Genomic DNA, 23,287 nt, shown 5'->3' on the forward strand with positions numbered 1-23,287 from the left:
TGCAGTGGCGGCGACCCGCCTTTACACGGTAGGCTCCCGCCCGCCACGGAACCTCAGTTTCTTCGCATGGCCCGAATAGACGCCTTTTTGAAGCTCGGCACCGACCAAGGCTGCTCCGACATCCATTTCGCGGTCGGCCTGCCGCCCATGTTGCGAATGCATGGCGACCTGCTGCCGATCAAGTTCCGCGACCTGAGCCAGTCCGAGCTCGAGGGCTACATCGTCGAGATCATGAATCGCGGCCACCAGGAGCAGCTGCGCCGGGGCCACGACGTCGACTTCTCCTACGTCTCCGCCACCGGCGGCCGGTTCCGGGTCAACGTGTTCCGCAAGGAAACGGGCGTGGGCGCGACGTTCCGAGCGATTCCGTCCGACGTGCCGACCATCGACCGGCTGGCGCTGCCGCCCATCGTCAAGAAACTGTGCGACAACCACCAGGGCATGATCCTGGTCACCGGCTCCACCGGCACCGGCAAGTCGACCACGCTCGCGGCGATGATCGATTACCTGAACTCGACGCGCCGGCTGAACATCATCAGCCTGGAAGATCCGATCGAGTTCGTGCACAAGAGCAAACAAAGCCAGGTCATCCAGCGCGAGCTGAACACGCATCTGCCGTCCTTCTCCGAAGGCGTGCGCGCAGCGATGCGCGAAGACCCCGATGTGATTCTGGTCGGCGAGTTGCGCGATGCCGATACGATTCGCTGGGCGATGACCGCCGCGGAAACCGGCCACTTGGTGCTCGGCACACTGCATACGACGGGCGCGGTGAAGACCATCGATCGTATCGTCGACGCGCTGCCCGCCGATGAGCGCGAGCAGACCAAGGCGTTCCTTGCGAACAGCCTGCTCGCCGTCGTCACGCAGGTGCTGGTGAAGACCGCCGATCAGCGCGGCCGCAAGGCGATCTGCGAAATCATGGTGGTCACGCGCGCCATCGGCAAACTGATCATGACCGATCAGACGCACCAGATTCCCTCGCAGCTGCAGATGGGCAAGGACTTGGGCATGCAGATGCTCGACCAGTCGCTGCTCGCCAACGTGCAGGCCAAGGAGATCGATCCCGACGATGCCTATGTCTATGCGAACGACAAGAAGCTGTTCGCGCGCTTCGTCACCGATACCAGCGTACTGCCCAAGCTCGACCTGGCGCCGAGCTGATCGATGAAAACATTCATGCAAGACCCTGGGTACAGGATGTACCCCGCCGCCAAAGGCGGCGAGCGAGAGGCAAAAGTCGCGCCTTTTGCCGGCTCGCACGAGGGTCGTGGCAGGATGCCCGATCCCGAGTATTTAATGTGAGCACCGAACCCAGCCAAGCCGTAGCAAGCGCGACCCAGAGCACGTATGTGCCGCGCAAGATCGACGAATTCCTGAAGGAAGTGCTGAACAAGAACGGCTCGGACCTGCACTTCATTGCCGGCGACCCGCCGCGCGTGCGTTTGTATGGCGAGCTGCACAACCTGCGGCCCGAGCCGCTGACGGCGCAGTTCGTCGAAGAAACATTGAAAGAGATCATGCCGCGCGCCGCGCTGATGCGCCTGGAAGAGAAGCATGGCGCCGACTTCGCGTACATCATTCCCGGCGTCTCGCGCTTCCGCGTCAACGTCATGCGGCATTTGTACGGTCTGGGCTGCGTGTGCCGGGCCATTCCTTCCAAAGCGCTGACGCTGGATCAGCTCAATGTGCCCGATGCGATCCGCAACCTGTGCAAAGTGAACAACGGCCTGATCCTGGTGACCGGCAAGACCGGCTCGGGCAAGTCGACCACGCTCGCGGCGATGATCGACGACATGAACCTGCGGCTCAAAGGTCACATCCTGACCATCGAGGACCCGATCGAGTTCGTGCATCAGCGCAAGAACTGCCTGGTCAGCCAGCGCGAGATCGGGACGCACAGTCCGTCGTTCTCCGAGGCGCTGCACTCGGCACTGCGCGAAGATCCGGACGTGATTCTGGTCGGCGAGTTGCGCGATTACGAAACCATGAGCATCGCGGTGACGGCCGCCGAGATGGGCATTCTGGTGATGGGCACGTTGCACACGAACGGCGCCGCGCCGACCGTCGATCGCATCGTGAATGCGTTCCCGGCGGATAAGCAGTCGCACGTACGCGCGATGCTCTCGACCTCGCTGCGAGGAGTGATCTCGCAGCAGCTGATTCCCCGGGCCGGCAAGTCCGGCCGCGTCGCCGCCCACGAGATCCTGGTGAACACTCCGGCCGTTGCCAACCTGATCCGCCAGGGCAAACTCGACCAGCTCGAGAACGCCATGCAAAGCGGCGCCGCCCACGGCATGCGGCTGATGGACAGCGCCATCCAGGAATTGCTCGACAAGGCCATCATCAGCGGCAAGCATGCCTACCAGAAGGCCATCACCAAGGCGAAGTTCGAGCAGTTCAAGGACATGGGCTGAGGCCGCATCGGCCGCTCGCCTGCCTGCGCGGCGCCTCCGGCGCCAGCGCATTCCGGACTGGCGAGTCCCTATAAAATTAACCGCTGTATCGCGCAGCCAAGCCGACGCGTCCCATACCGCCTTCCGTGGCATAATTTCCGTCCTTTGCCGCCGCCTTCTGCGCCTAAATGACTGCCGCACCTCGTAATTATTTCGTCACGACGGCTCTGCCGTACGCCAATGGACCGTTCCACATCGGTCACATCATGGAGTACATCCAGGCCGACATCTGGGTGCGGTTCCAGCGCCTGCAGGGGCACAAGGTCCATTGGATGGGCGCGGACGACGCGCACGGCGCCCCGATCATGCTCAAGGCCGAGGCCGAAGGCATCACGCCGGAGGAACTGGTGGCGCGCATCGCCGCCGGCCGGCCGCAGTCGCTGAACGGCTTCCTGCTGAGCTTCGATCACTGGCACTCGACGCATTCGCCCGAAAACACCGAGCTGTCCCAGGAGATCTATCGCGCGCTCAAGGCCAGCGATCTGATCTACCGCGAGCCCGTGGAGCAGTTCTTCGATCCGGTGAAGAACATGTTCCTCGCCGATCGTTACATCAAAGGCGAGTGCCCGAACTGTCACTCGAAAGATCAGTATGGCGACGCGTGCGAGGTCTGCAGCTCGGTGTATTCGCCGACCGACCTGATCAATCCCTACTCCACGCTGTCCGGCGCGAAGCCGGTGCTCAAGTCCTCGGATCATTTCTTTTTCAAGCTGTCCGACCCACGCTGCGTCGAGTTCCTCACCGAGTGGACGAAGCGTTTGCAGCCCTCGGTCGCGAACAAGGCCAGCGAATGGCTCAGCGGCAAAGGCGACCGGGAACTGGGCGACTGGGACATCTCGCGCGACGCGCCCTATTTCGGCATCCCGATTCCCGACGCGCCGGGCAAATATTTCTATGTGTGGCTGGACGCGCCGGTCGGCTATCTCGCGTCGTTGAAGAACTATTTCACGACCGGCAAGGCGAAGGCCAACGGCGAGCCGCGCAGCTTCGAGCAGTTCATCGCCGCGGATGACGTCCAGCAGATTCATTTCATCGGCAAGGACATCATCTATTTCCACACGCTGTTCTGGCCGGCGATGCTGAAGTTCGCGGGCCGCAAGATTCCGGACAACGTCTACGTGCACGGCTTCATCACCGTGTCCGGCCTGAAAATGTCGAAGTCCCGCGGCACGGGCCTGAGCCCGGTGCGCTACCTGGATCTCGGCATGAATCCCGAGTGGCTGCGTTATTACCTGGCCGCCAAGCTCAACGCCAACGTCGAAGACATCGATTTCAATCCCGAGGACTTCGTCGCGCGCGTCAACTCGGACCTGGTCGGCAAGTACGTGAACATTGCCAGCCGTTGCGCAGGATTCATCACCAAACGTTTTGGCGGCAAGCTCGGCGCGCTCGATCCGGCCGCGCAACAGTTGGCGCAGGACTTCGTCAGCGACAGCGAATGCTGGAACCGCATCGGTGAGTTGTATGAAGGCCGCGAGTTCGGCAAGGCGATGCGCGAGATCGGCTCATTGCTCGATCGCGTGAATCAATACATCGACTCCGCCAAGCCCTGGGAACTGGCGAAGGTCGCCGGCGAAGAGCAGCGGCTGCATCAGGTGTGCTCGACCGCCCTGAACTTTTTCTGGTACCTCACCGTGCTGCTGGCGCCGGTGCTGCCGGAGACTGCGCGCAAGGTGCAAGGCTTCCTGCGGCTGAGCGATGCGCAGATGCGCTGGGGTCAGCACCAGTGGCTGCCGGAAGGTCACGAGATCGGCGCCTATGAGCATCTGCTCCAGCGCGTCGATCCGAAACAACTGCTCGCGCTGTTCGACACCGGCGAGCCGGAAGTAAAGCCCGCCGCGAAGGCCACCACCGTCGCTTCCACGACGCCGGCCAAGCCGGCCGGGGAAACGCCACCAGTGGGCGCGCTGGCCGAAGTGACCGTCGAGGATTTCGCGAAGCTCGATCTGCGCATCGCAAAGATCGTGGCGGCCGACGCCGTCGAAGGCGCCGACAAACTGCTCAAGCTCACGCTGGATCTCGGCGAGAGTCAGCGCACCGTGTTTGCCGGCATCCGCTCCGCGTACACGCCGGATCAGCTGGTCGGCCGCTTCACACTGATGCTCGCCAACCTGAAGCCGCGCAAGATGCGCTTCGGCACGTCCGAGGGCATGGTGCTGGCCGCGGGCCCGGGCGGCAAAGAGATCTTCCTGCTCTCGCCGGATTCCGGCGCGACCGCAGGCATGAAGGTGAAATAGCAACGCGGCGGCAACGCTCGAACCATGTCCGCGCTTTTGCTCATTCTGCTCAGCGCCGTCCTGGTGAACGTGATGGCACTTACGCGCATGCCCGCGTGGCGGCCGTTCGAAGCCGTCACCGGCACCTTGCAAGGCGCACAAGGGCTGGCGATCGCGTCGCTGCTGGCGATTCCGACCGTTGCCGCGATCGCCTGGTCGCTGTCGACCTGGCTGCTGGAGCCGAATGCGCTCGGCTATTTGCGAACGTTTGTATTCGTGATCGTGGCCGTGGCGGTGGTGCCGTTGGTCGAACTCGTCCTGAGACGCGACGGCCGCCTGCAGCCGCAACGCCCCGGCTTCACGCTGCTCGTGACGACGAACTCCGCCGTGCTCGGCATCGCGCTGATGGTGGACGCACGGATGCAGAACATTGTCGACGCCGTGTCATTCTCCATCGCCATGGCCGTCGCCTTGGGCTTTCTGATGCTGGCGTTCGCCGCCCTGCACGACCGGCTGCAACATGCCGACGTGCCCAAGGTGTTTCGGGACGCCCCGCTCGCGCTGGTGAGTGCGGGCATCATGGCGCTGGCGTTCATGGGGTTCACCGGACTGATTCAGGAATGACGAACTCGCGATGATTACCGCGCTCGTCACAATCATCATTCTCGCCGCGCTGGCCGGTGTTGCGACCGTGGCGACTGCTGGCGCACCGAAAGAAATCTCTCTGGCCGATCGCATCGACGCGCTGCTGCCGCAGACCCAATGCCGCCGCTGCACGTTCGCAGGCTGTCGCCCGTATGCGGAAGCCATTGCGCAAGGCGCAGCCGACATCAATCAATGCCCGCCCGGCGGCGAGCGCACGGCGAAAGCGCTGGCGCGTCTCATGGGCGTGCCGCCGAAGCCCGTCGGCAAAGAATTCGGCGTCGTGCCCGACTCTCCGGCCGTCGCTTTCATCGAAGAGGACGCCTGCATCGGCTGCACCAAGTGCATCCAAGCTTGTCCTGTCGATGCCATCGTCGGCGCTTCACGTCATATGCATACGGTGATCGCGGCTGACTGCACCGGATGTGAGTTGTGCATTCCCCCCTGCCCGGTCGACTGCATCGTCATGCGGCCGGCACCCGCGGTCGTGCGATGACCGCCCGCGAATTACTCGCCGGCGGTCTGCGCATCGAGGCGCACAAGCAGCGTTCCACCAAAGCACCGATCCGCGCCGCGAGTCTGACCGAGCGCTATGTGATTCCGCTCGATCAGCATTCGGGTTTGCCGGCCGTGCCGTTGGTAAAGCCTTCCGATCGCGTCCGCATGTGGCAACCGATTGCGCAGCCTGCGCCCGGCATCAGTGCGTGGTTGCATTCGCCCGTGTCTGGCGAAGTGATTGCCATCGAGCCTCGGCCGGCGCCACATCGCCTGGGTGCACCGACCCTCAGTATCGTGATCGCCAACGATGGCCGCGACCGGCGATTCGAAAACGCCGCGGCCATCGTTTCGTTCGAACAGATCTCGCCGAACGAAGCCTGCGAGCACATCGCTCGTGGCGGGATCGTGGGGTTGGGTGGCGCCGCGTTTCCCACGGCGAACAAACTCGAAAGCTCGTTGTGCGAGAACGGTCCGCAACTGCTGCTCAATGGCGCGGAGTGCGAGCCATACATCAGTTGTGACGAAGTGCTGATGCGCGAGCGCGCCGAGGACATCGTGTTCGGCGCCCGGGCGTTGCTACACGCACTCTGCTCGCCGAACTGCACGATCGCGATCGAAGACGATGTGCCCGAAGCGCAGGCCGCTTTGCGCCAGGCCGTCGACAAAGCCGCCGATCCCAGAATTCGGATCAAAGTTGTGCCCGCCATTTATCCGGCCGGCGGCGAGCGGCAACTGATCGCCACGGTGTTCGATGCCGAAGTGCCTCACGATGGCTTGCCGGCGGACATCGGCGTCGTCTGTCAAAACGTCGGCACCGCCGCCGCCATCGCTCGTTGGATTCGCGATGGCCAACCGTTGGTGAGCCGCATCGTCACTGTCACCGGCGATGGCGTGAGCGAGGCCGGGAACTGGGAGACGCGTATCGGCACGCCGTTCTCGAGTCTCATCGCCGATTGCGGCGGCTACACCGAGCGCATGTCGCGGCTCATCATGGGCGGCTCGATGATGGGCACGTCGTTGGCTCACGACGATCTACCCGTCGTGAAAGCAACCAACTGCATCATCGCGGCGTCCGCTCTCGATCTTCAGCCGCGCGGCCTCGAGATGCCGTGCATCCGCTGCGGTAACTGCTCACAAGTGTGCCCCGCGTTCCTGCTGCCTCAACAATTGCACTGGTACCTGCAACCGTTCGACAGCGATCAACTCGCCCGCCACGGCCTGCTCGATTGCATCGAATGCGGCTGCTGCGACTACGTGTGCCCCAGCCAGATCCCGCTCGCCGAACGCTTCCGCGAGGCCAAGCCCCTGCTGGCCCGCGAGCTCGACGCCCATCTCTCCGCCGACGCCGCCCGCGCCCGTTTCGTCGCCCGCAACGAGCGACTCGCGCGTCTGGAAGCCGAGCATCGTGCGAAACTGGCGCAGAAGCGTCGACCCAAGAACGAACCCACCTCATGACCTTCCCCACCGCACCCGCGCCGCATGCAGTCGCTCATGACAGCGTCGGGCGGGTCATGCGGATTGTCATCTATGCATTGCTGCCGACGGTGGCGTTGCATGTGATGTTCTTCGGAGCGGGCTTGCTGGTGCAGATCGTGCTGGGCGCGGCAACGGCGCTGATCTCGGAAGCGTTGGCATTGCGATTGCGGCACAAGCCGTTCGAGCCGTTTCTGAAAGACGGCAGCGCGATCGTGACGGCGATTCTGCTGGCACTGTGTCTGCCGCCGCTCGCACCGTGGTGGCTGGTGGTGAGCGGCACGGCGTTCGCGATCCTGTTGGCGAAACATTTGTATGGCGGCCTGGGCGCGAACCCGTTCAATCCGGCCATGGTCGGTTACGCCGTGCTGCTCGTATCGTTTCCCGTGCAGCTGCTGCAATGGCTGCCGCCCGCGGGCATGGACATCGAGCAAGCCAAGTTATCGATGGGCGAAACGATCCAGACCATTCTCACCGGATCCTTGCCCTCGCGGCTCACGTGGGACGCCGTGACATCGCCGACGCCGCTGGATGCGCTACGAACCAATCTTAAAATGGGCATGACCATGGCCGAGGCGCAAGCGGCGCCGATCTTCGGCGCGCTCGGCGGTCGAGGTTGGGAATGGATCAATCTTGCGACGTTGGCTGGCGGTCTCGCCTTGCTCCAGTTGCGCATCATCCGCTGGCACATTCCCGTCGCCATGCTCGGCGCCATCGTCGTGTGCGCCTCGCTGATGTACATGATCGATCCAGGCACGTATGCCGGCCCGATTTTTCATCTCACATCCGGCGCGAGCTTGCTGGGCGCGTTCTTCATCGCGACCGACCCGATCTCGGCGGCGACCAGCGATCGCGGCCGTTTGATCTACGGCGCCGGCATTGGCGTGCTGACGTACGTCATTCGCACCTGGGGCGGTTATCCGGATGGCGTTGCCTTCGCGGTGCTGCTGATGAACTTGTCGGTGCCGCTCATTGACCGCTACACGATTCCGCGCATCTATGGCCACGCCCGCTGACAAGCGACACATCGCCGTGCCCACGGCGACGCTCGCGATCATCGCGGCGGTGCTCACGGTCGGGTTGGTCACGTTCGCGAATCTCACGCGCGATCGCATCGCCCGCAATCAGCAAGTCTGGATCAAACAACATCTGGATGCGCTCGTGCCGCCACAGAGCTACGACAACGATCCGCTCGTCGATACCACGGAAGTGACGGCGCCCGATCTGCTCGGCACGACGACACCCGTCACCGCCTATCGCATGCGCAAGGCCGGACTGCCCGTCGCAGTCGCCATCCGGTCGATCGCGCCCGATGGCTATCGCGGGCCGCTGGAATTGCTGGTCGCTATCGCGCCCGGCGGTCAGCTGCTCGGCGTGCAGGTCATTCGTCACGATGAAACACCCGGGCTCGGCGACGCATTCGAGAACCGCGATGCCGGCTGGCTCGATAAGTTTCGCGGACTGTCGCTGACGAAACCGCCGCAGCAACGCTGGACAGTGCGCCGGGACGGCGGCGACTTCGACGCATTCACTGGCGCAACCATCACGCCGCGAGCCATCGTGAAGGCCGTACGGCGCACGCTGGAGTTTTACCAAGGGAATGAGGACCGTTTGTATCGGGACGGCCAGCCTCGATGAGCACCCCGTCGCCAACCAATAGCAGCCAAGGCCTGAGCGTCAGGCCGGGCGCGGGGAGCAATCTCCCGCCGCCGCCGGCGCGAAATCGCGCGTTCGGCAGCACGCTGCAATTGCTTGCCTTGTGTCCGCTGCTGGCGGTCAGCGATACCGTCGTCAAAGCACTCGGCTTCAGCGTGCTGGTGCTGGTGATATTTCCGCTGGCGACGCTCCTGTTCAGCGGGGTCCGGCGCTGGTTGGACGATGCGATTGTTCTGCCAGCCAGTCTGCTCGTCACAGCAGGACTCGTAACGGCGGCGGAACTCTTCATGCGAGCGTGGTTCCACGACCTCGGCGCATGGTTCGGCGTGTTCCTGCCATTGCTGGCCGTGAACATCGTGGTGATCGATCACATACAAACGTCCGATTTGGACCGGCGCACAGCGCTCATTCGCAGTGTGCGCATCGCCCTCGGCATAGCACTCACATTGATAGCGCTGGGCCTCGCTCGCGAGCTGGTGGGCCGCGGCTCATTGCTCAGCGGCGCAGCTACGCTGTTCGGCAGTTGGGGCGAGCGACTGGAGATCAAAGTCTTCAGCGTCGACATGGGCTTCCTGCTCGCCATGCTGCCGCCAGGGGCATTCATCTCCCTGGGCCTGCTGATCGCCGCGCGCAACTGGTGGCGCGGCAGGAATCAGCGGGTCATATAGGCATAGGCGATCAAGCAATCCGTCGAGTTGTCGACGATGCGAATGGAGATGGGCTTATCCATCGAGAACGCCATCAGCAACAGGGCATAGACCTCTTTCTTGCGCGTGGAATCGCCGTCGAGTTTCAGCCAGGCGCCCGAGTTGGGGGTACAGCTCAGGGCAGTTTCGGCCCCGGTCGTTTGCACCCAGATATCGTCGTTGGTGGCCAGTTCTCCAGACTCCGCATTGAGCGACTGGATGTACACGGACTGGCACAGTAGACCGCTGCAGTCGGCAAGCACGCCAGGTGCATAGACCGCAGCCATTGACGCAAGCAGCAGAGCGAATTTTCGGATCGGCATGGACGCTTCCTTGTCTTGTTGGTTCAGACCCCCCCGGGCCGGCACGTCGCGTGCTGCCGGGTGCGAATGTTAGTCTTGAGGCCCGCCAGTGTCTGTGTCAACAGATTCACGGCAAAGACCGTCGAATTCAGGTTTTCACCGAGCCCCGTCCGATCTGACATGAACCGAAAAAAGATCGCCGCGATTTTCGAGCGCCTCAAGGCCGCCAATCCCAAGCCGACCACCGAACTGGAGTACACCTCCCCGTTCGAATTGCTGATCGCCGTCATCCTCTCGGCTCAAGCGACGGACAAGAGCGTCAACGTCGCTACGCGTGAGCTGTACAAACATGCGAACACGCCGCAGGCCATTCTGGGGCTCGGCGTGGAGGGCCTTTCGAAGTACATCAAGACGATCGGCCTGTTCAACACCAAAGCGAAGAACGTGATCGCGACCTGTCGCATCCTGGTCGAACAGCACGGCGGCGAGGTTCCCGAGTCGCGCGAGGCGCTGGAAGCTTTGCCCGGCGTCGGCCGCAAGACGGCAAATGTGATTTTGAATACCGCGTTCGGCCATCCGACCATCGCCGTCGATACTCACATCTTCCGCGTCTCGAATCGCACCGGCCTCGCGCCGGGCGACAACGTGCGCACGGTCGAAGATCATCTGTTGAAAGTCGTGCCGCCGGAGTACGCACACGACGCGCATCATTGGCTGATCCTGCACGGGCGCTACACCTGCATCGCCCGTAAACCGAAGTGCCCGGAGTGTGTGATCGTCGATCTGTGCGAATACAAGGAGAAGACGCCGCCGGAGACCAAAGCGGTCAAACGCAGTATCTTTGCCAAGAGTCCGCGACTGGCGAAGAAGGTCAGCAAGAAGCGCGTTCGAGTGTGAACAAACAAGCCATGGACCGTCGAAACTTTATCTGCCACGCCGCGGCTGCCGGCCTCGTATCGCAGTTCCCGTCGCGAGCCGGCGCCAGCACCCCACGCAGCAAATTCGTCCGGAGTTCCACGGCCGAGGAAGTGACCGCGGGCCTGGACCTCACGGGAAAAACAGCCGTGGTCACCGGCTGCAACTCCGGCATTGGGTTCGAAACAATGCGCGTGCTCGCGTTGCGAGGCGCTCATGTCATCGGCACCGCTCGCACCCTCGACAAGGGCCGCGAAGCCTGTGGCAAGGTTCAAGGCAAGGCGACACCGGTTGCGCTCGAATTGACCGACTTCCGCTCGGTGGTCGCCTGCGCCGACACGATTCGAGCAATGAACGTAACCATCGACATGCTGATCCTGAACGCGGGCATCACCCTGGGCGACTGGCAGCAGGTGAATGGCCTCGAGAGACAATTCGTCGTCAATCACCTGGGCCATTTCCTACTCACGCAGCGACTGCTCGATCGCGTCGCCTCGGCCGCGCAAGGGCGCGTCGTCGTGGTCGGCAGCGGCAATCATCGCGATGCGCCGCCCGGCGGCATTCAATTCGACGATCTCTCCGGTCGCGATTGGTATCGTCGCGGCTACGCGCATTCGAAACTCGCCAACGGACTGTTCTCGCTGGAGCTATCGCAGCGACTCTCCAAGACTCGCGCGACCTCAAACTGCCTCTCGCCCGGACCGGTAGATACAAATATCCGGCGCGATCTACCCGCGAGCTCCGCGCCACCCAATTTGAAAACTCCCGCCCAGGGCGCCGCGACGGTTTGTTATGTAGCCGCTCATCCCTCATTGAAGCAAGTCAGCGGCGACTACTTCTCCGACTGCAATCCGGCGCCCCAGAGCGCGTATCAGACGGATCGAGCGATGGCGGCGAAGTTGTGGCAAGTGTCGACAAAACTGACAGCTCCCTATCTCATCTGAATCGTTCTTGCAAAAACTCACAAAGCGCGAGTTAGAATTCGGGCGAACGGCTGACGGCCCAGCCGAACAACAAACAAATGCAGTGAGTATGGCCGGCCTTTGGAATACGCGCGGGCAGCACCTGTATCGCGCGAGACGGCTATAAGGAACGTTCAAGCGATGATGAGCTCAATCCGCCAACGCCTCGTCGTGCTCACATGTCTCACGTTCGCTTTGGCTGCTTGCGGTGGCGGAGGTGGCGGAAGCCCCAACGAAAGCGGCGCTACCGGCAACAATCCGCCGCCCACGACACCTCCAACAACGCCCCCACCCGGCGGCGAGCCGCCCACGAATCCGCCGGGATCACCGGCTGAGCCAGACGAACTGAGTAGCGCGCAAAACGCAAAGCTGCGCGTGACGCAGGACAGGGACGTGCTCATCCTCGATTGGCTGGACTTGTTCGATAACGAGCGCGAGTATCGACTGGAGCGGCGGCTCGTCGGCGACACCGAGTGGCGCGAGGTGGGCACGGAGGCGGCCGGCGACGGCGAACGTATGCTCTGGAAGCCCTCCATTCACGTCTCCGCCACGTATCGGCTGGTCGCAGTGCTGAACGATCACTCAGTGCCGCTGCACGCCGGCCCGAATGAAACCGAATTCGAGATCGACCTGGGCGCCTCGCCCAGCACCATCAGCGTCGATCAAGCCGAGCCGGTGAGCGGCAGCGTACAGGTGAGCGTGCAAAACGCAGGGCCGGCGTTGTCGGTCACCTACTACCTCGACAACGCCCAAGTCGCGCAGTCCACCAGCGGCGGCACATTCACCGCGACGCTGCCCACCGAGCGACTTCCGGATGGTCAGCGCGCGCTGACCGCCCTGGTCCAGAAAACCGAGGGGCTGGGGAAATTCGTTTACCGTCCATTGCAGGTCGCAAATCCCGCTCCGGCCTTGCTGCTGAATGTAACCGCGTCTTCGTTCGATGCCTCTGCGCCCGTGTGGATGAGCGCCAAAACAACCTCTGGCCCCGGCATCGTCCAAGTCGCGTTCTTCGCGAACGATGCGCCGCTGGCCGTCGTGACCACCCCGAGCGTGGCCCACGAATACAGTTTCGCGGTGGATCGCTGGGCGCTGCCCTCCGGGCCGACCGTGTTTCGCGCGGTGGCCACCGATTACAACGGAGCCACCGTCAGCATGGAGCAGCGCTTCACGATCGATCACTTCCCTTCCAAGCAGATCACCGGTCTGTTCGACGGCATGATTGCAACGGACGGCAGACTGGATGTTCAAGCCACGTTCGGCGACGACGCGCCGGGCGCGACGCTGACCATCCTGGTCGGCGAGCAGAGCATCGTGCAGACGCAGACCAGCCCGCTGACCGCCAGCTACTCGCTCGCCGATCTTGCGCCCGGAGAATATCCGATGGTCGTTCGGGTCCGGGACGCGAGCGGTAACGCCAACCTGAGCAAGTTCCGACTCATCGTGCCCTCCACGGGGCTGAACTATGAGCTGCTCACGATGGAGGCCAAGGAGCTGCTGGCGGCCGATGCCGGCTCGCTGTTGTATAGGAACCTATGGGACGCGATCGTGCTGAGGGACGCCGCGGGCGCCGAACGACGCTTGCCGGGCCCCAGCCCTGCCATGCTGGACTATTGGCTGATAGAAGACCGCGTCGTCGCGCGCGGCGACGATCGTCGCATGTTTGTGCTGAATTCAGACGGATCGCGGATCGATCTGTCCGCGCCAGACGACCTCAGAGCTTCTTATCACGCCCTGGTACGTGGCCCGTGGGTGATCTGGGCGAATGCGAGCGCTTTCAGGCTCTATAACGTGCGCACCGGCGCAACCAGCACGGTGCAATTCGGAAGCTCGCTGTTGGCACTCAGAGGTTATGACCTGGACACCACGCCAGGGCATGAGCGCTTATTGTTTTCGGCCGACCTGAATGGTGTCGCCGGAATCTACAGCCATGACCTGACCAGCGGCACGACGCAGCCTTTAGTCAGCACCTCCGCGACCAACCCCAGAACCGACGGCACACGCATGAGCTGGCTGAGCGGCTCGGGCTACGCTACGAGTCTGCTCGTCGCGCCCATCGACAACCCCACGGCCAATACGGTGCTGCACACGAGCGTCGCGGCCGCGCACCTCGAGGATGGCTTGCTCTGTTGGCAGGATCAGGACTCGAAGTTATATGTGAATGACGGTTCGACTTCGACCACCACGCTGCTGACCGGGTACGAACAGTGGAATGCGGAAACGCTTCGAGACGGCCACATCATGTTCCGCGAGGACAACAAGATGCGCGTGTGGACTGTCGCGGGCGGTGAACGCGTGTGGCTCGACACGTTGGCGCGAGACGCGATCCAGGCGGACGGCGTGGCCTATTTCCTGACAGGATCGCACGGCACACTGTATCGGGTGAGCTTGCCCTGAAAGCCAGCGGATGCGGCTAGAATCGCCGCATGCCGATTTTCGACACCCAATCCCGCGAGCAGCTGCGCCAGATGTACATCGAGGCCTGGCGCAAGCATCGCGAAGGCGTCCCGATGCAGCCGCTGGAAGCGCAGATCGCCGACGTGGTCGCGCTCCATCCTGAATATCAGGCGGCGCTGGAGCGCCCGGACACCGTGCTCGACCGCGACTACAGCCCCGAGAGCGGCCAGTCCAACCCGTTCCTGCACATGGGACTGCACCTGGCGGTCCGCGACCAGATCGGCACCGATCGCCCGCCCGGCATCCGGGCCGCCTTCGAGGCCCTGGCGGCGCGGATGAGCTCGCCCCACGACGCGGAACATCAGATCATCGAGCGCCTCGCAGAGGCGTTATGGGAAGCGCAGCGCGCCGGCCGGCCGCCCGACGAGCAGGCCTACTTACGTCGCATCCGGGAGCTCGCGGGCCTTCGCATAAAGTGATGTCTGCGTTCGCGGCCTGCGTGGTGGCCGGGTCCGGACGCCAATGGTAGATTCCGCCCCCTCTCGATCCTCTTCGAGCACCGCCGCCGCAACCATGCCGACCATCAAGCAAGACGATGTGATCCAGAGCGTCGCCGACGCCCTGCAGTACATTTCCTATTACCACTCGCCCGATTTCATCCAGGCCATGGCGGCCGCTTACGAACGCGAGGAAAGCCCGGCCGCGAAGGATGCGATCAAACAGATTCTGGTGAACTCGCGCATGTGCGCCGAAGGCCACCGCCCGATCTGTCAGGACACGGGCATCGTCACCGTGTTCGTCAAAGTGGGCATGAACGTGCAGTGGGCCGACGCCACGCTGTCGCTGAGCGACATGATCAATGAAGGCGTGCGTCGCGCTTACAACCATCCGGACAACATGCTGCGCGCATCGATCGTCGGCGACCCGCTGTTCGATAGAAAGAACACCAAGGACAACACGCCCGCGGTGATTCATATGGAAGTCGTGCCCGGCGATACGCTGGACATCGCAGTCGCGGCCAAGGGCGGCGGCTCGGAAAACAAATCCAAGATGGTGATGTTGAATCCATCCGACTCCATCGTCGACTGGCTGGTGAAGACCGTGCCGCAGATGGGCGCGGGCTGGTGTCCGCCCGGCATGCTTGGCATCGGCATCGGCGGCACCGCCGAGAAAGCCATGGTGATGGCCAAGGAATCGTTGTTCGAAGAAATCGACATTCACGAAATCCGCGAGCACGGCCCGAAGGACAAGTTCGAAGCGCTGCGCCTCGAGATCATGGACAAGATCAACGCGCTCGGCATCGGTGCGCAAGGTCTCGGCGGCCTCACGACCGTGCTCGATGTGAAGATCAAATATTATCCGACGCATGCCGCGTCATTACCGGTCGCGGTGATTCCGAACTGCGCCGCGACTCGTCACGCGCATTTCGTGCTCGACGGCTCGGGCCCCGCGAAGCTCGATCCGCCGGACCTGGAACTGTGGCCCAAGCTCACGTATCAAGCGTCCGCCGAATCGCGTCGCGTGAATCTGGATGCATTGACGCGCGAGGATGTGGCCTCGTGGAAACCCGGTGAACGTTTGCTGCTGTCGGGCAAGATGCTGACCGGCCGCGACGCCGCTCATAAGCGCATCAGCACGCTGATCGAGAAGGGCGAGCCGTTGCCGCCAGGCTTGGATTTCAAGAACCGCGTGATCTACTACGTCGGCCCCGTCGATCCCGTGAAGGGCGAAGTCGTGGGGCCCGCCGGCCCGACGACGGCGACGCGCATGGACAAGTTCACCGACATGATGCTCGGCAAGACCGGCCTGATCGCCATGATCGGCAAGTCCGAGCGCGGGCCCGAAGCGATCGAGTCCATCCGCAAGCACAAGGCCGCGTATCTGATGGCGGTCGGCGGCTCGGCCTATCTCGTCTCCAAGGCAATTCGCTCCAGCCGCGTGGTCGCGTTCGGCGATCTGGGCATGGAAGCGATCTATGAATTCGAAGTGAAAGACATGCCCGTGACCGTCGCCGTCGATGCCCGCGGCGAATCGGTGCACGAAACCGGCCCGGCGGAATGGAAGAAGCGCATCGCCGGCATCCCAGTCAAAGTCGTCTAAGGAGCCCGGCGGTGGAAGGACCCATGCAGATTCAATACGCGATTCTGTTGCCACCCACCGCCCTCGCCCTGCTGACGGGCGTAGTTTTCATCAAGCTATATCGGGACCGCGTCGCGGAGATCCGCGCCCGCCGGATTCATCCGCAGCAACTGGCGACCGCCAAGGCCACGCACGAGACGCTGCAGAACGTCGCAGCCTCAGACCACTTCCGCAACCTGTTCGAAGTGCCGGTGCTGTTCTATGCGCTGTGCGGCTTTCTCGCGATCACCCAGCTCGCCAACCCGTTGTTGCTGGCGGGCGCCTGGGGCTACGTCGTGCTACGGGCGGCGCACACGTACGTGCACCTGACCAGCAACACGGTCATCCGGCGCTTTCAGTTGTTCTTCGCCAGCAGCATCGTGCTGTACGCGATGTGGCTGCTGTTCGCCGTGCGCCTGCTCACTGCATGAAGCCGACTTTCACGTCCTGCTGAGACAGCAGGCGCACCGGCACGGACGGCGCGCGCCAGATATCGGCGCCATACTCGCGAATCGTTCGATCGGAAGAGAACTTGCCGCTGCGCGCCGTGTTCAAGATCGACATGCGCGTCCAGCGGTCGACGTCGCGATACGCCTTGCTCACCTGCAGCTGACATTCGGAATAGGACTCGAAGTCCGCGAACACGAGGTAAGGGTCGTGCCAGAGCAGCCCATCCGTCAGCGCACGGAACAACTCCGTGTCGCCTCGCGAGAAGAAGCCGCTGTTGATCAGCGAGATCACCTCCTGCAGCTCGGGCGTCATGTGATCCAGCGGCCGATAGCCACGAGCCTTGGTTTGCGCGACCTGCTCGGCCGTCAAACCGAATAGGAAGAAATTCTCCGCGCCTACCTCCTGGCGGATCTCGATGTTGGCGCCGTCCATCGTGCCGATGGTCAAAGCCCCGTTCATGGAGAACTTCATGTTGCCCGTGCCCGACGCTTCCTTGCCCGCCGTGGAGATCTGCTCGGACAGCTCCGCCGCCGGATACACGCGCTGACCGTTGGTGACATTGAAGTTCGGCAGGAACACCACCTTCAGCCGGTCGTTGACCGCCGGATCGCGATTCACCACATCCGCGACCGAATTGATCAGTTTGATGATGAGCTTGGCGAGGTGATACGCGGGCGCCGCTTTACCACCGAAGATAAACGTGCGCGGCTGGATGTCGGCATTCGGATCCGAGCGCAGCCGGTGATACAGCGCGATGACGTGCAGGATGTTCAAGTGCTGCCGCTTGTATTCATGAATGCGTTTGACCTGCACGTCGAACAGCGACTGCGGATCGATCGCGATGCCGTTGCGCTCTTTCACGAACGCCGCGAACTCGACCTTGTTGGCATGCTTGATCTCACGCCAGCGCTGCCGGAAGGCAGCATCGTCCGCCAGCGGCTCGAGCTCGATCAGCTCATCCAGATTCTTGATCCAGGCATCGCCGATGGCGTCGCCGAGCAGATTCGTCAGCCGAGGATTGCTCAGCGCCATCCAGCGACGCGGCGTCACACCGTTGGTCTTGTTGCTGAACTTGTGCGGCCACATTTCATAGAAATCTTTGAGCACATCGTGCTTGAGCAGTTCGGAGTGCAGCTCGGCCACGCCGTTGATCGTGTGACTGCCGACACACGCCAAGTGCGCCATGCGCACGTAGCGCTCGCCGTTCTCATCGATCAGGGACAGCCGCACGAGGCGCGACTCATCACCATAGAAACGGATGCGCACCTCATCGAGAAAGCGCGCATTGATCTCGTAAATGATGTCCAGGTGACGCGGCAGCACCGACTTGAACAGCTCGAGCGGCCAGCACTCCAACGCTTCCGGCAACAACGTATGGTTGGTGTATGAGAAGGTCTTGCAGGTGATGTCCCAGGCTTGTTCCCAGGGCAGCACGTGCTCATCCACGAGCAGTCGCATCAGCTCGGCCACCGCGATCGCCGGATGCGTATCGTTGAGCTGCACGGCAAACTTTTCGTGGAAGCGTTCCAGCGGCAGCTTCTGCACGCGCATGATTCGCATCATGTCCTGCAACGAAGCGGACACGAAGAAATACTGCTGCTCCAGGCGTAACGTCTTGCCCTGGATCTGCTCGTCGTTCGGATAGAGCACCTTGCTCAAGGTCTCCGACCACACCTTCTGCCGGACCGCGCCACCGTAGTCGCCGCGGTTGAAAGTCGAGAAATCGAACGACTCCGGCGCCTCGGCCTTCCACAGACGCAACGTGTTCGCGGTGTTGTTCCGATAGCCGAGGATCGGCGTGTCATACGGCACGCCGACCACAACTTTGCCCGGCACCCAGCGAATGCGCAGGCGCTCGTGCTCATCGCGATATTGTTCGGTGTGGCCGCCGAGCCGCACCTCGACCGCCCACTCCGGCCGCAGGATCTCCCACGGATTGCCGAAGCGCAGCCACTTGTCGGTGCGCTCCATCTGCCAGCCGTCGACGATCTCCTGATGGAAAATGCCGAACTCATAACGAATGCCATAGCCCAGCGACGGGATTTCCAGCGTCGCCAGCGAGTCGATGAAACAGGCGGCGAGGCGCCCGAGACCGCCATTGCCCAGCCCCGGCTCTTCTTCCTGGCGCAACAAGGTATCGAAATCCAGACCCAGCTCGGCGATCGCCTCCCTGACCTGTGCGTAGATACCGAGATTGATGAGATTGTTGCCCAGGTGCGGCCCCATCAGAAACTCGGCGGAAAAGTAGGCGACGGTGCGCGAGCCTTGTTTGGTGTAAGCGGCCGCCGTGCTGATCCAGCGTTGTAACAGCCGATCGCGAACCGCGCACGCCAACGCCTGGTAATAGTCGTTCTGAGTGGCGAGCGCGGGAAACTTGCCTTGCACGTAAAACAGATTGTCCAGGAAGGCGCGCTTGAACGCCTCCTTGGTGAGCGCCGTACGCTCGTCCTCATACGGCTCGTTTTCCACCGGCTTCATTGAAGTCGCCATAGCATCACCTGACTTTCGCGATCCGCGGACGGTGTGCATGCTGCAAATATCGTGCGTAGCCGAACAGCTGTCGGTATTCGCAGTCAGCGCGCGCCCACGGCGATGCACGCACCGCCTTCAGTCAGCGCGTCAGTCCACCCGCCTCTTTTGAGTGCAGCCTAAGCCGCCGCCTTGGCGCGATACGCGGAGAACATCGAGAACACCCACGGCCGGCACGCCAGCAGCAGCGCAACGCTGGTCTTGTCACGCGCCGGCAATTGCACGTCGAGTGCCGCCAGGTCGGCGAAATCCGCCGCCAGCTTGTCGATCTTCTTGAGCAGGATGCGCACCGACGCCGGCGACAGCTCCGCCGAATGAAACGACAGCGCCTCGCTGCTGCCGGTGAACGGGCCTTGCAGAAATTCCGCCCGCACCTGGCGCTCATATAACTTACGCACCGGCCCATCCGGACGCCACGCAATCGGCAGGCGCGCATGCAGGTGAATCCTGCGCTTCACGTCGATATCGATGAGCTGCGCCTCGACGAGCCGATCCAGCAGCGCACGCATGACGCGAGGATTCAGACCGAGCCGGCGCTCGGCCGCCTCCACCGACCTGCCATTCAACAGCAGATAAAACAAGGCGAGCAACGATGCATCGCTTGCCAAAGTGCGCTCCTGCTCCAGCGACAGACTGAAGGTCTGCGCTTCACGGGTGCCGGCCGCCATGCGTACCAAATCGGCGACACTCATGTCGATGGCCGCGCACACGCGCTCCAATCTCACCAATGTAAAAGATTCATCGGAGAACAAACGTTTCACCGACGATTCGCTCAAGCCCAGCGCGCGGCCGAGTTTGTGGTAGGTCATCCCACGCGCGCGCAAGCAACGCTTCAAAGTTCCCAGTAAGTTCTTGGTCTCATTCACTGCAACAAATCCCGACAGAGCCAACACTGCAGTGCCTAGAGTACCGTAATCCGGTACTTCGGTTTTCAAAGCTTGTCCGACGCGCTCAGGCCGCTAAGGTGTCGCCCCGTCGGCACACCCGGTCTAACCCCTGCGGTTGTGAAGACAAGTCGAACAAACAAGAGGAATCGATATGAAGGTGTTTCACGCGTTACGTGCCATGGCGAAGCCAGCATTGCGCTGGACCGTGCCTGCGCTCGTCATCGCCGCGCCGGGTATTGCCGCGGCTGACGAGGTCGGCCACTGGTACATCACTCCGCAGATCGGCGGCATTTCCGTCGACAACGACCGGCCGCTGCAGGACAAGGATTGGCTGTACGGCCTGGCCGTCGGCAAGGTCGTCAATCAAGGCTTGAACGCCGAGTTCAATCTCAACGGCTCGCAGATCGGCGGTGGCCCTGGCCGCAGCGACCTGAGCTTGTATGGCGGCTCGATCGACCTGCTGGGCGTGATGAATCGCGGCGGTGTCGTGCAACCGTTCTTGACCGCCGGCCTCGGCGTCGCACAGAACGATCGCCCGAAGAGCGACGGCGGCGACGCAACGGACTTCATGTCGCAAGTCGGCGTCGGCATGTTCATCAAAGCCTGGGAAAGCAGCGACGGCTCGCGCACCTTCTCATTGCGCCCCGAGCTGAAGGCACGCTGGGATGACGCCGGCGCCGAAGGGCATCTGCGTGACTATATCGGCCTGCTCGGCTTCCAATTCTCTTTCGGCGCGCCGCCGCCGAAACCGGTTGAAGCACCGCCGCCTGCTCCGCCGCCGCCGCCTCCGCCGCCACCCCCGCCGCCGCCTCCCGGCGATCAGGACAAGGACGGCGTGCTCGACAACGTCGACAAGTGCCCGGATACACCTCCTGGCGTTGCCGTCGACGCGTACGGTTGCACGCGCAAAGGCTCGATCACGCTGGAAGGCGTGACGTTCGAGTACAACTCGGCGAAGCTGAAGCCGGAGTCGCGCACCGCACTCGATGCCGTGGCCGCGGATCTGAAGAAATATCCGAAGCTGAGCATCGAGCTGCAGGGTCACACCGACAGCGCGGGCTCGGATGCATATAACCTGAAGTTGTCACAGCAACGCGCTGACTCGGTCCGCACGTATCTGCTGGACCAGGGTGTGCCCGCCGGCGGACTGGTGGCCAAAGGCTACGGCGAATCGCAGCCGATCGCGGACAACAAGACCGAAGAAGGTCGCTCCTTGAATCGCCGCGTGGTGATGTACGTGATCAACAACCCTGGCGACGTGGATGTGAAGGGCCAGGGCAAGGTCGAGCAATAAGGGAGTTCGAGTCGAGTGATGGGCCTCTCCTCGCAAGAGGAGAGGCCCTTTCTTTCTTGATACCCGACCCGCTCCTCCCCGAAGGGGAGGAGCCATCCTTAGTTCGATGGAAACTGATATCCCACGAACTGCTGTCGCAGTTGTAACTTGCTGAGCTTGCCGGTGGCCGTCAGCGGCAGCTTCTCGACGAACACCACGTCATCCGGGATCCACCACTTCGCCACCTTGCCGGCGAAGAACTGCAACAGTTCTTCCGCAGTCACCGACGCTCCCGGCTTGAGCACCGCAACCAGCAACGGCCGCTCCTGCCACTTCGGATGAGGAATGGCGATGGCCGCCGCTTGCGCCACGGCCGGATGCGCTACCGCGAGATTCTCGAGCTCGATCGAGCTGATCCACTCACCGCCCGACTTGATCACGTCCTTGGTCCGATCCGTGATCTGCAAATATCCCAGCGGGCAGATGGTCGCGACGTCGCCGGTGTTGAACCAGCCATCGTTCTCGAACACATCGTCGCCGCTGCGCTTGTAGTAGCCGCCGGCGACCCACCAGCCGCGCACCTTCAACGCACCGAAGGTCTTGCCATCGCGCGGCACTTCGTTGCCGTCCTCGCCCGCCACTTTGAGCTCGACGCCGAACACCGTGCGCCCCTGCCGGGCACGCAAGGCTTCGCGACGCTCTTCGGGCAAAGCACTCGCCTCGGGGGAGAGCGAGCGGATCGTGCCGATGGGACTGGTCTCGGTCATGCCCCATGCCTGCACGACCTCGACATCGTGACGTTCCCTCAGCTGATTGATCAGCGCCAGCGGCACCGCCGACCCGCCGCTCAACACATGAGTGAGGCTATCGATGCGCTTGCCGGTCTTCTCCAAGTACGCAATCAGCCCCTGCCACACCGTCGGCACGCCGGCCGAGAAGGTCACTTGCTCTGCTTCGATGAGCGACTGCAACGTTTCCGCATCCCCCATCTTCGCGCCCGGGAATACCAGCTTCGCCCCCACCATCGCGCACGAATACGGCAGGCCCCACGCATTCACATGAAACATCGGCACGACCGGCATCACCACTTCGTGCGCCGATAACGACATCGCGTCCGGCATGGCCGAGGCATAGCAATGCAGAACGGTCGAGCGATGACTGTAGAGCACGCCTTTCGGATCGCCCGTCGTGCCTGAGGTGTAGCAAAGCGAGCTCGCGGTCCGCTCATCGAACTCGGGCCAGTCGAAGCTGTCGCTCTCGGCGGCAATGAACGATTCATAGCTTCGAGCGCGAGGCAGCTGAGTCTGCGGCATATGGGCATCGTCGGTCATGACGACACACCCTTCGAGCTTGGGCAGGCGCGACTGCAACTTCTCCACCAGTGGCACGAACACGGGATCGAGGAACAGCCACCGGTCCTCGGCATGATTGATGATGAAGACGATCTGATCTTCGAACAGCCGCGGGTTGATAGTGTGACAAACGAAGCCCGAGCCGGACACGGCGTAGTAGATCTCGAAGTGTCGATAGTCGTTCCACGCCAGCGTCGCCACGCGATCGCCCTGCTGCAGGCCCAGCCGGCTCAGCGCATTGGCGAGCTTACGGGAGCGCGCGAATGCATCCCGGTAGGTGTAGCGATGGCGGGGATTGTCGGCGGTGATCGAAACGATCTCCCGCCGAGGGTGCTGCAGTTCTGCATGGCGCGCGATGCCGCTGATCAGCAGCGGCCGGTCCATCATCTGTCCGAACATGGCCGTCCCCCGGAACGATGCTTATGTAGTATCTAAAGAGATACCACAAATATCGCCCGGCCGCCTGCGTGGCAGCGAAGTC

20 protein-coding genes are annotated in these 23,287 nt (G+C 62.8%); 16 read left to right on the top strand and 4 right to left on the bottom strand.

The window, feature by feature from the left end:
* Window positions 1-66: 66 nt before the first annotated feature.
* The 9 genes from GYH35_RS29440 to GYH35_RS29480 all read left to right on the top strand — a co-directional run bounded on the left by GYH35_RS29440 (window position 67) and on the right by GYH35_RS29480 (window position 9,606).
* Window positions 67-1,161 carry a type IV pilus twitching motility protein PilT gene (locus GYH35_RS29440; protein ID WP_161816137.1) on the top strand — a complete coding sequence of 365 codons (1,095 nt, stop codon included), beginning with the start codon at window positions 67-69 and terminating at the stop codon, window positions 1,159-1,161.
* A 137-nt stretch (window positions 1,162-1,298) separates the two neighbouring features.
* Complete coding sequence (locus GYH35_RS29445) at window positions 1,299-2,414, top strand: type IV pilus twitching motility protein PilT (RefSeq protein WP_308683818.1); 1,116 nt, start codon at window positions 1,299-1,301, stop codon at window positions 2,412-2,414.
* A 167-nt stretch (window positions 2,415-2,581) separates the two neighbouring features.
* A complete protein-coding gene (gene metG / locus GYH35_RS29450) occupies window positions 2,582-4,690 on the top strand; it encodes a methionine--tRNA ligase (RefSeq protein WP_161830281.1) in 2,109 nt (702 codons plus the stop codon).
* Between the two features lie 24 nt (window positions 4,691-4,714).
* Entirely contained in the window at window positions 4,715-5,293 is a 579-nt protein-coding gene (locus tag GYH35_RS29455) for an electron transport complex protein RnfA (RefSeq protein ID WP_161816139.1), read from the top strand.
* A 10-nt stretch (window positions 5,294-5,303) separates the two neighbouring features.
* On the top strand, window positions 5,304-5,807 hold the full coding sequence (locus GYH35_RS29460) for an RnfABCDGE type electron transport complex subunit B (RefSeq protein ID WP_161816140.1): 504 nt from the start codon (window positions 5,304-5,306) through the stop codon (window positions 5,805-5,807).
* The gene (gene rsxC / locus GYH35_RS29465; protein WP_161816141.1) at window positions 5,804-7,264 is read left to right on the top strand and encodes an electron transport complex subunit RsxC; all 1,461 of its coding nucleotides are present in this window, start codon (window positions 5,804-5,806) and stop codon (window positions 7,262-7,264) included. Before GYH35_RS29460 ends, rsxC begins: the two co-directional genes overlap by 4 nt.
* Window positions 7,261-8,298 carry an electron transport complex subunit RsxD gene (gene rsxD / locus GYH35_RS29470; protein ID WP_161816142.1) on the top strand — a complete coding sequence of 346 codons (1,038 nt, stop codon included), beginning with the start codon at window positions 7,261-7,263 and terminating at the stop codon, window positions 8,296-8,298. Before rsxC ends, rsxD begins: the two co-directional genes overlap by 4 nt.
* Entirely contained in the window at window positions 8,282-8,920 is a 639-nt protein-coding gene (rsxG, locus tag GYH35_RS29475; protein WP_161816143.1) for an electron transport complex subunit RsxG, read from the top strand. The genes rsxD and rsxG overlap by 17 nt, the downstream gene beginning before the upstream one ends.
* Window positions 8,917-9,606: an Rnf-Nqr domain containing protein gene (locus GYH35_RS29480; RefSeq protein ID WP_161816144.1), complete on the top strand. Its 690-nt coding sequence runs from the start codon at window positions 8,917-8,919 to the stop codon at window positions 9,604-9,606. The genes rsxG and GYH35_RS29480 overlap by 4 nt, the downstream gene beginning before the upstream one ends.
* Here GYH35_RS29480 and GYH35_RS29485 read toward each other — a convergent pair.
* Window positions 9,591-9,947 (bottom strand): hypothetical protein, encoded by a 357-nt coding sequence (locus GYH35_RS29485; RefSeq protein ID WP_161816145.1) that lies wholly within the window; start codon window positions 9,945-9,947, stop codon window positions 9,591-9,593. The two genes, GYH35_RS29480 and GYH35_RS29485, sit on opposite strands and share 16 nt — an antisense overlap.
* 159 nt (window positions 9,948-10,106) lie before the next feature.
* On the opposite strand from GYH35_RS29485, the gene nth reads away from it, so the two are divergent.
* The 6 genes from nth (at window position 10,107) to GYH35_RS29515 (ending at window position 16,746) form a co-directional block, all read left to right on the top strand.
* On the top strand, window positions 10,107-10,823 hold the full coding sequence (nth, locus tag GYH35_RS29490; RefSeq protein ID WP_161816146.1) for an endonuclease III: 717 nt from the start codon (window positions 10,107-10,109) through the stop codon (window positions 10,821-10,823).
* 11 nt (window positions 10,824-10,834) lie between these two features.
* Window positions 10,835-11,785: an SDR family NAD(P)-dependent oxidoreductase gene (locus GYH35_RS29495; protein WP_161816147.1), complete on the top strand. Its 951-nt coding sequence runs from the start codon at window positions 10,835-10,837 to the stop codon at window positions 11,783-11,785.
* A gap of 393 nt (window positions 11,786-12,178) precedes the next feature.
* Entirely contained in the window at window positions 12,179-14,197 is a 2,019-nt protein-coding gene (locus tag GYH35_RS29500) for a hypothetical protein (protein WP_161816148.1), read from the top strand.
* 29 nt (window positions 14,198-14,226) lie between these two features.
* Window positions 14,227-14,676, top strand: a complete 450-nt coding sequence (locus tag GYH35_RS29505) for a DUF1841 family protein (RefSeq protein WP_161816149.1) — start codon at window positions 14,227-14,229, stop codon at window positions 14,674-14,676.
* A 94-nt stretch (window positions 14,677-14,770) separates the two neighbouring features.
* Window positions 14,771-16,297 (top strand): fumarate hydratase, encoded by a 1,527-nt coding sequence (locus GYH35_RS29510; RefSeq protein WP_161816150.1) that lies wholly within the window; start codon window positions 14,771-14,773, stop codon window positions 16,295-16,297.
* A gap of 23 nt (window positions 16,298-16,320) precedes the next feature.
* A complete protein-coding gene (locus GYH35_RS29515) occupies window positions 16,321-16,746 on the top strand; it encodes an MAPEG family protein (protein ID WP_161816151.1) in 426 nt (141 codons plus the stop codon).
* Here GYH35_RS29515 and GYH35_RS29520 read toward each other — a convergent pair.
* Together GYH35_RS29520 and GYH35_RS29525 are read right to left on the bottom strand one after the other, a co-directional pair.
* Window positions 16,736-19,255 carry a glycogen/starch/alpha-glucan phosphorylase gene (locus tag GYH35_RS29520; RefSeq protein WP_161816152.1) on the bottom strand — a complete coding sequence of 840 codons (2,520 nt, stop codon included), beginning with the start codon at window positions 19,253-19,255 and terminating at the stop codon, window positions 16,736-16,738. The genes GYH35_RS29515 and GYH35_RS29520 overlap by 11 nt on opposite strands.
* 158 nt (window positions 19,256-19,413) lie before the next feature.
* Entirely contained in the window at window positions 19,414-20,187 is a 774-nt protein-coding gene (locus GYH35_RS29525; protein ID WP_308683822.1) for a helix-turn-helix domain-containing protein, read from the bottom strand.
* A gap of 145 nt (window positions 20,188-20,332) precedes the next feature.
* Between GYH35_RS29525 and GYH35_RS29530 the strand changes: the two genes are divergently transcribed.
* A complete protein-coding gene (locus GYH35_RS29530; protein ID WP_161816154.1) occupies window positions 20,333-21,475 on the top strand; it encodes an OmpA family protein in 1,143 nt (380 codons plus the stop codon).
* Between the two features lie 98 nt (window positions 21,476-21,573).
* On the opposite strand, the gene GYH35_RS29535 is transcribed toward GYH35_RS29530, so the two are convergent.
* Window positions 21,574-23,205: a 3-(methylthio)propionyl-CoA ligase gene (locus tag GYH35_RS29535; protein WP_161816155.1), complete on the bottom strand. Its 1,632-nt coding sequence runs from the start codon at window positions 23,203-23,205 to the stop codon at window positions 21,574-21,576.
* Window positions 23,206-23,287 lie beyond the last annotated feature (82 nt).

This window comes from Steroidobacter agaridevorans (assembly GCF_009932555.1).
GTDB lineage: Bacteria > Pseudomonadota > Gammaproteobacteria > Steroidobacterales > Steroidobacteraceae > Steroidobacter > Steroidobacter agaridevorans.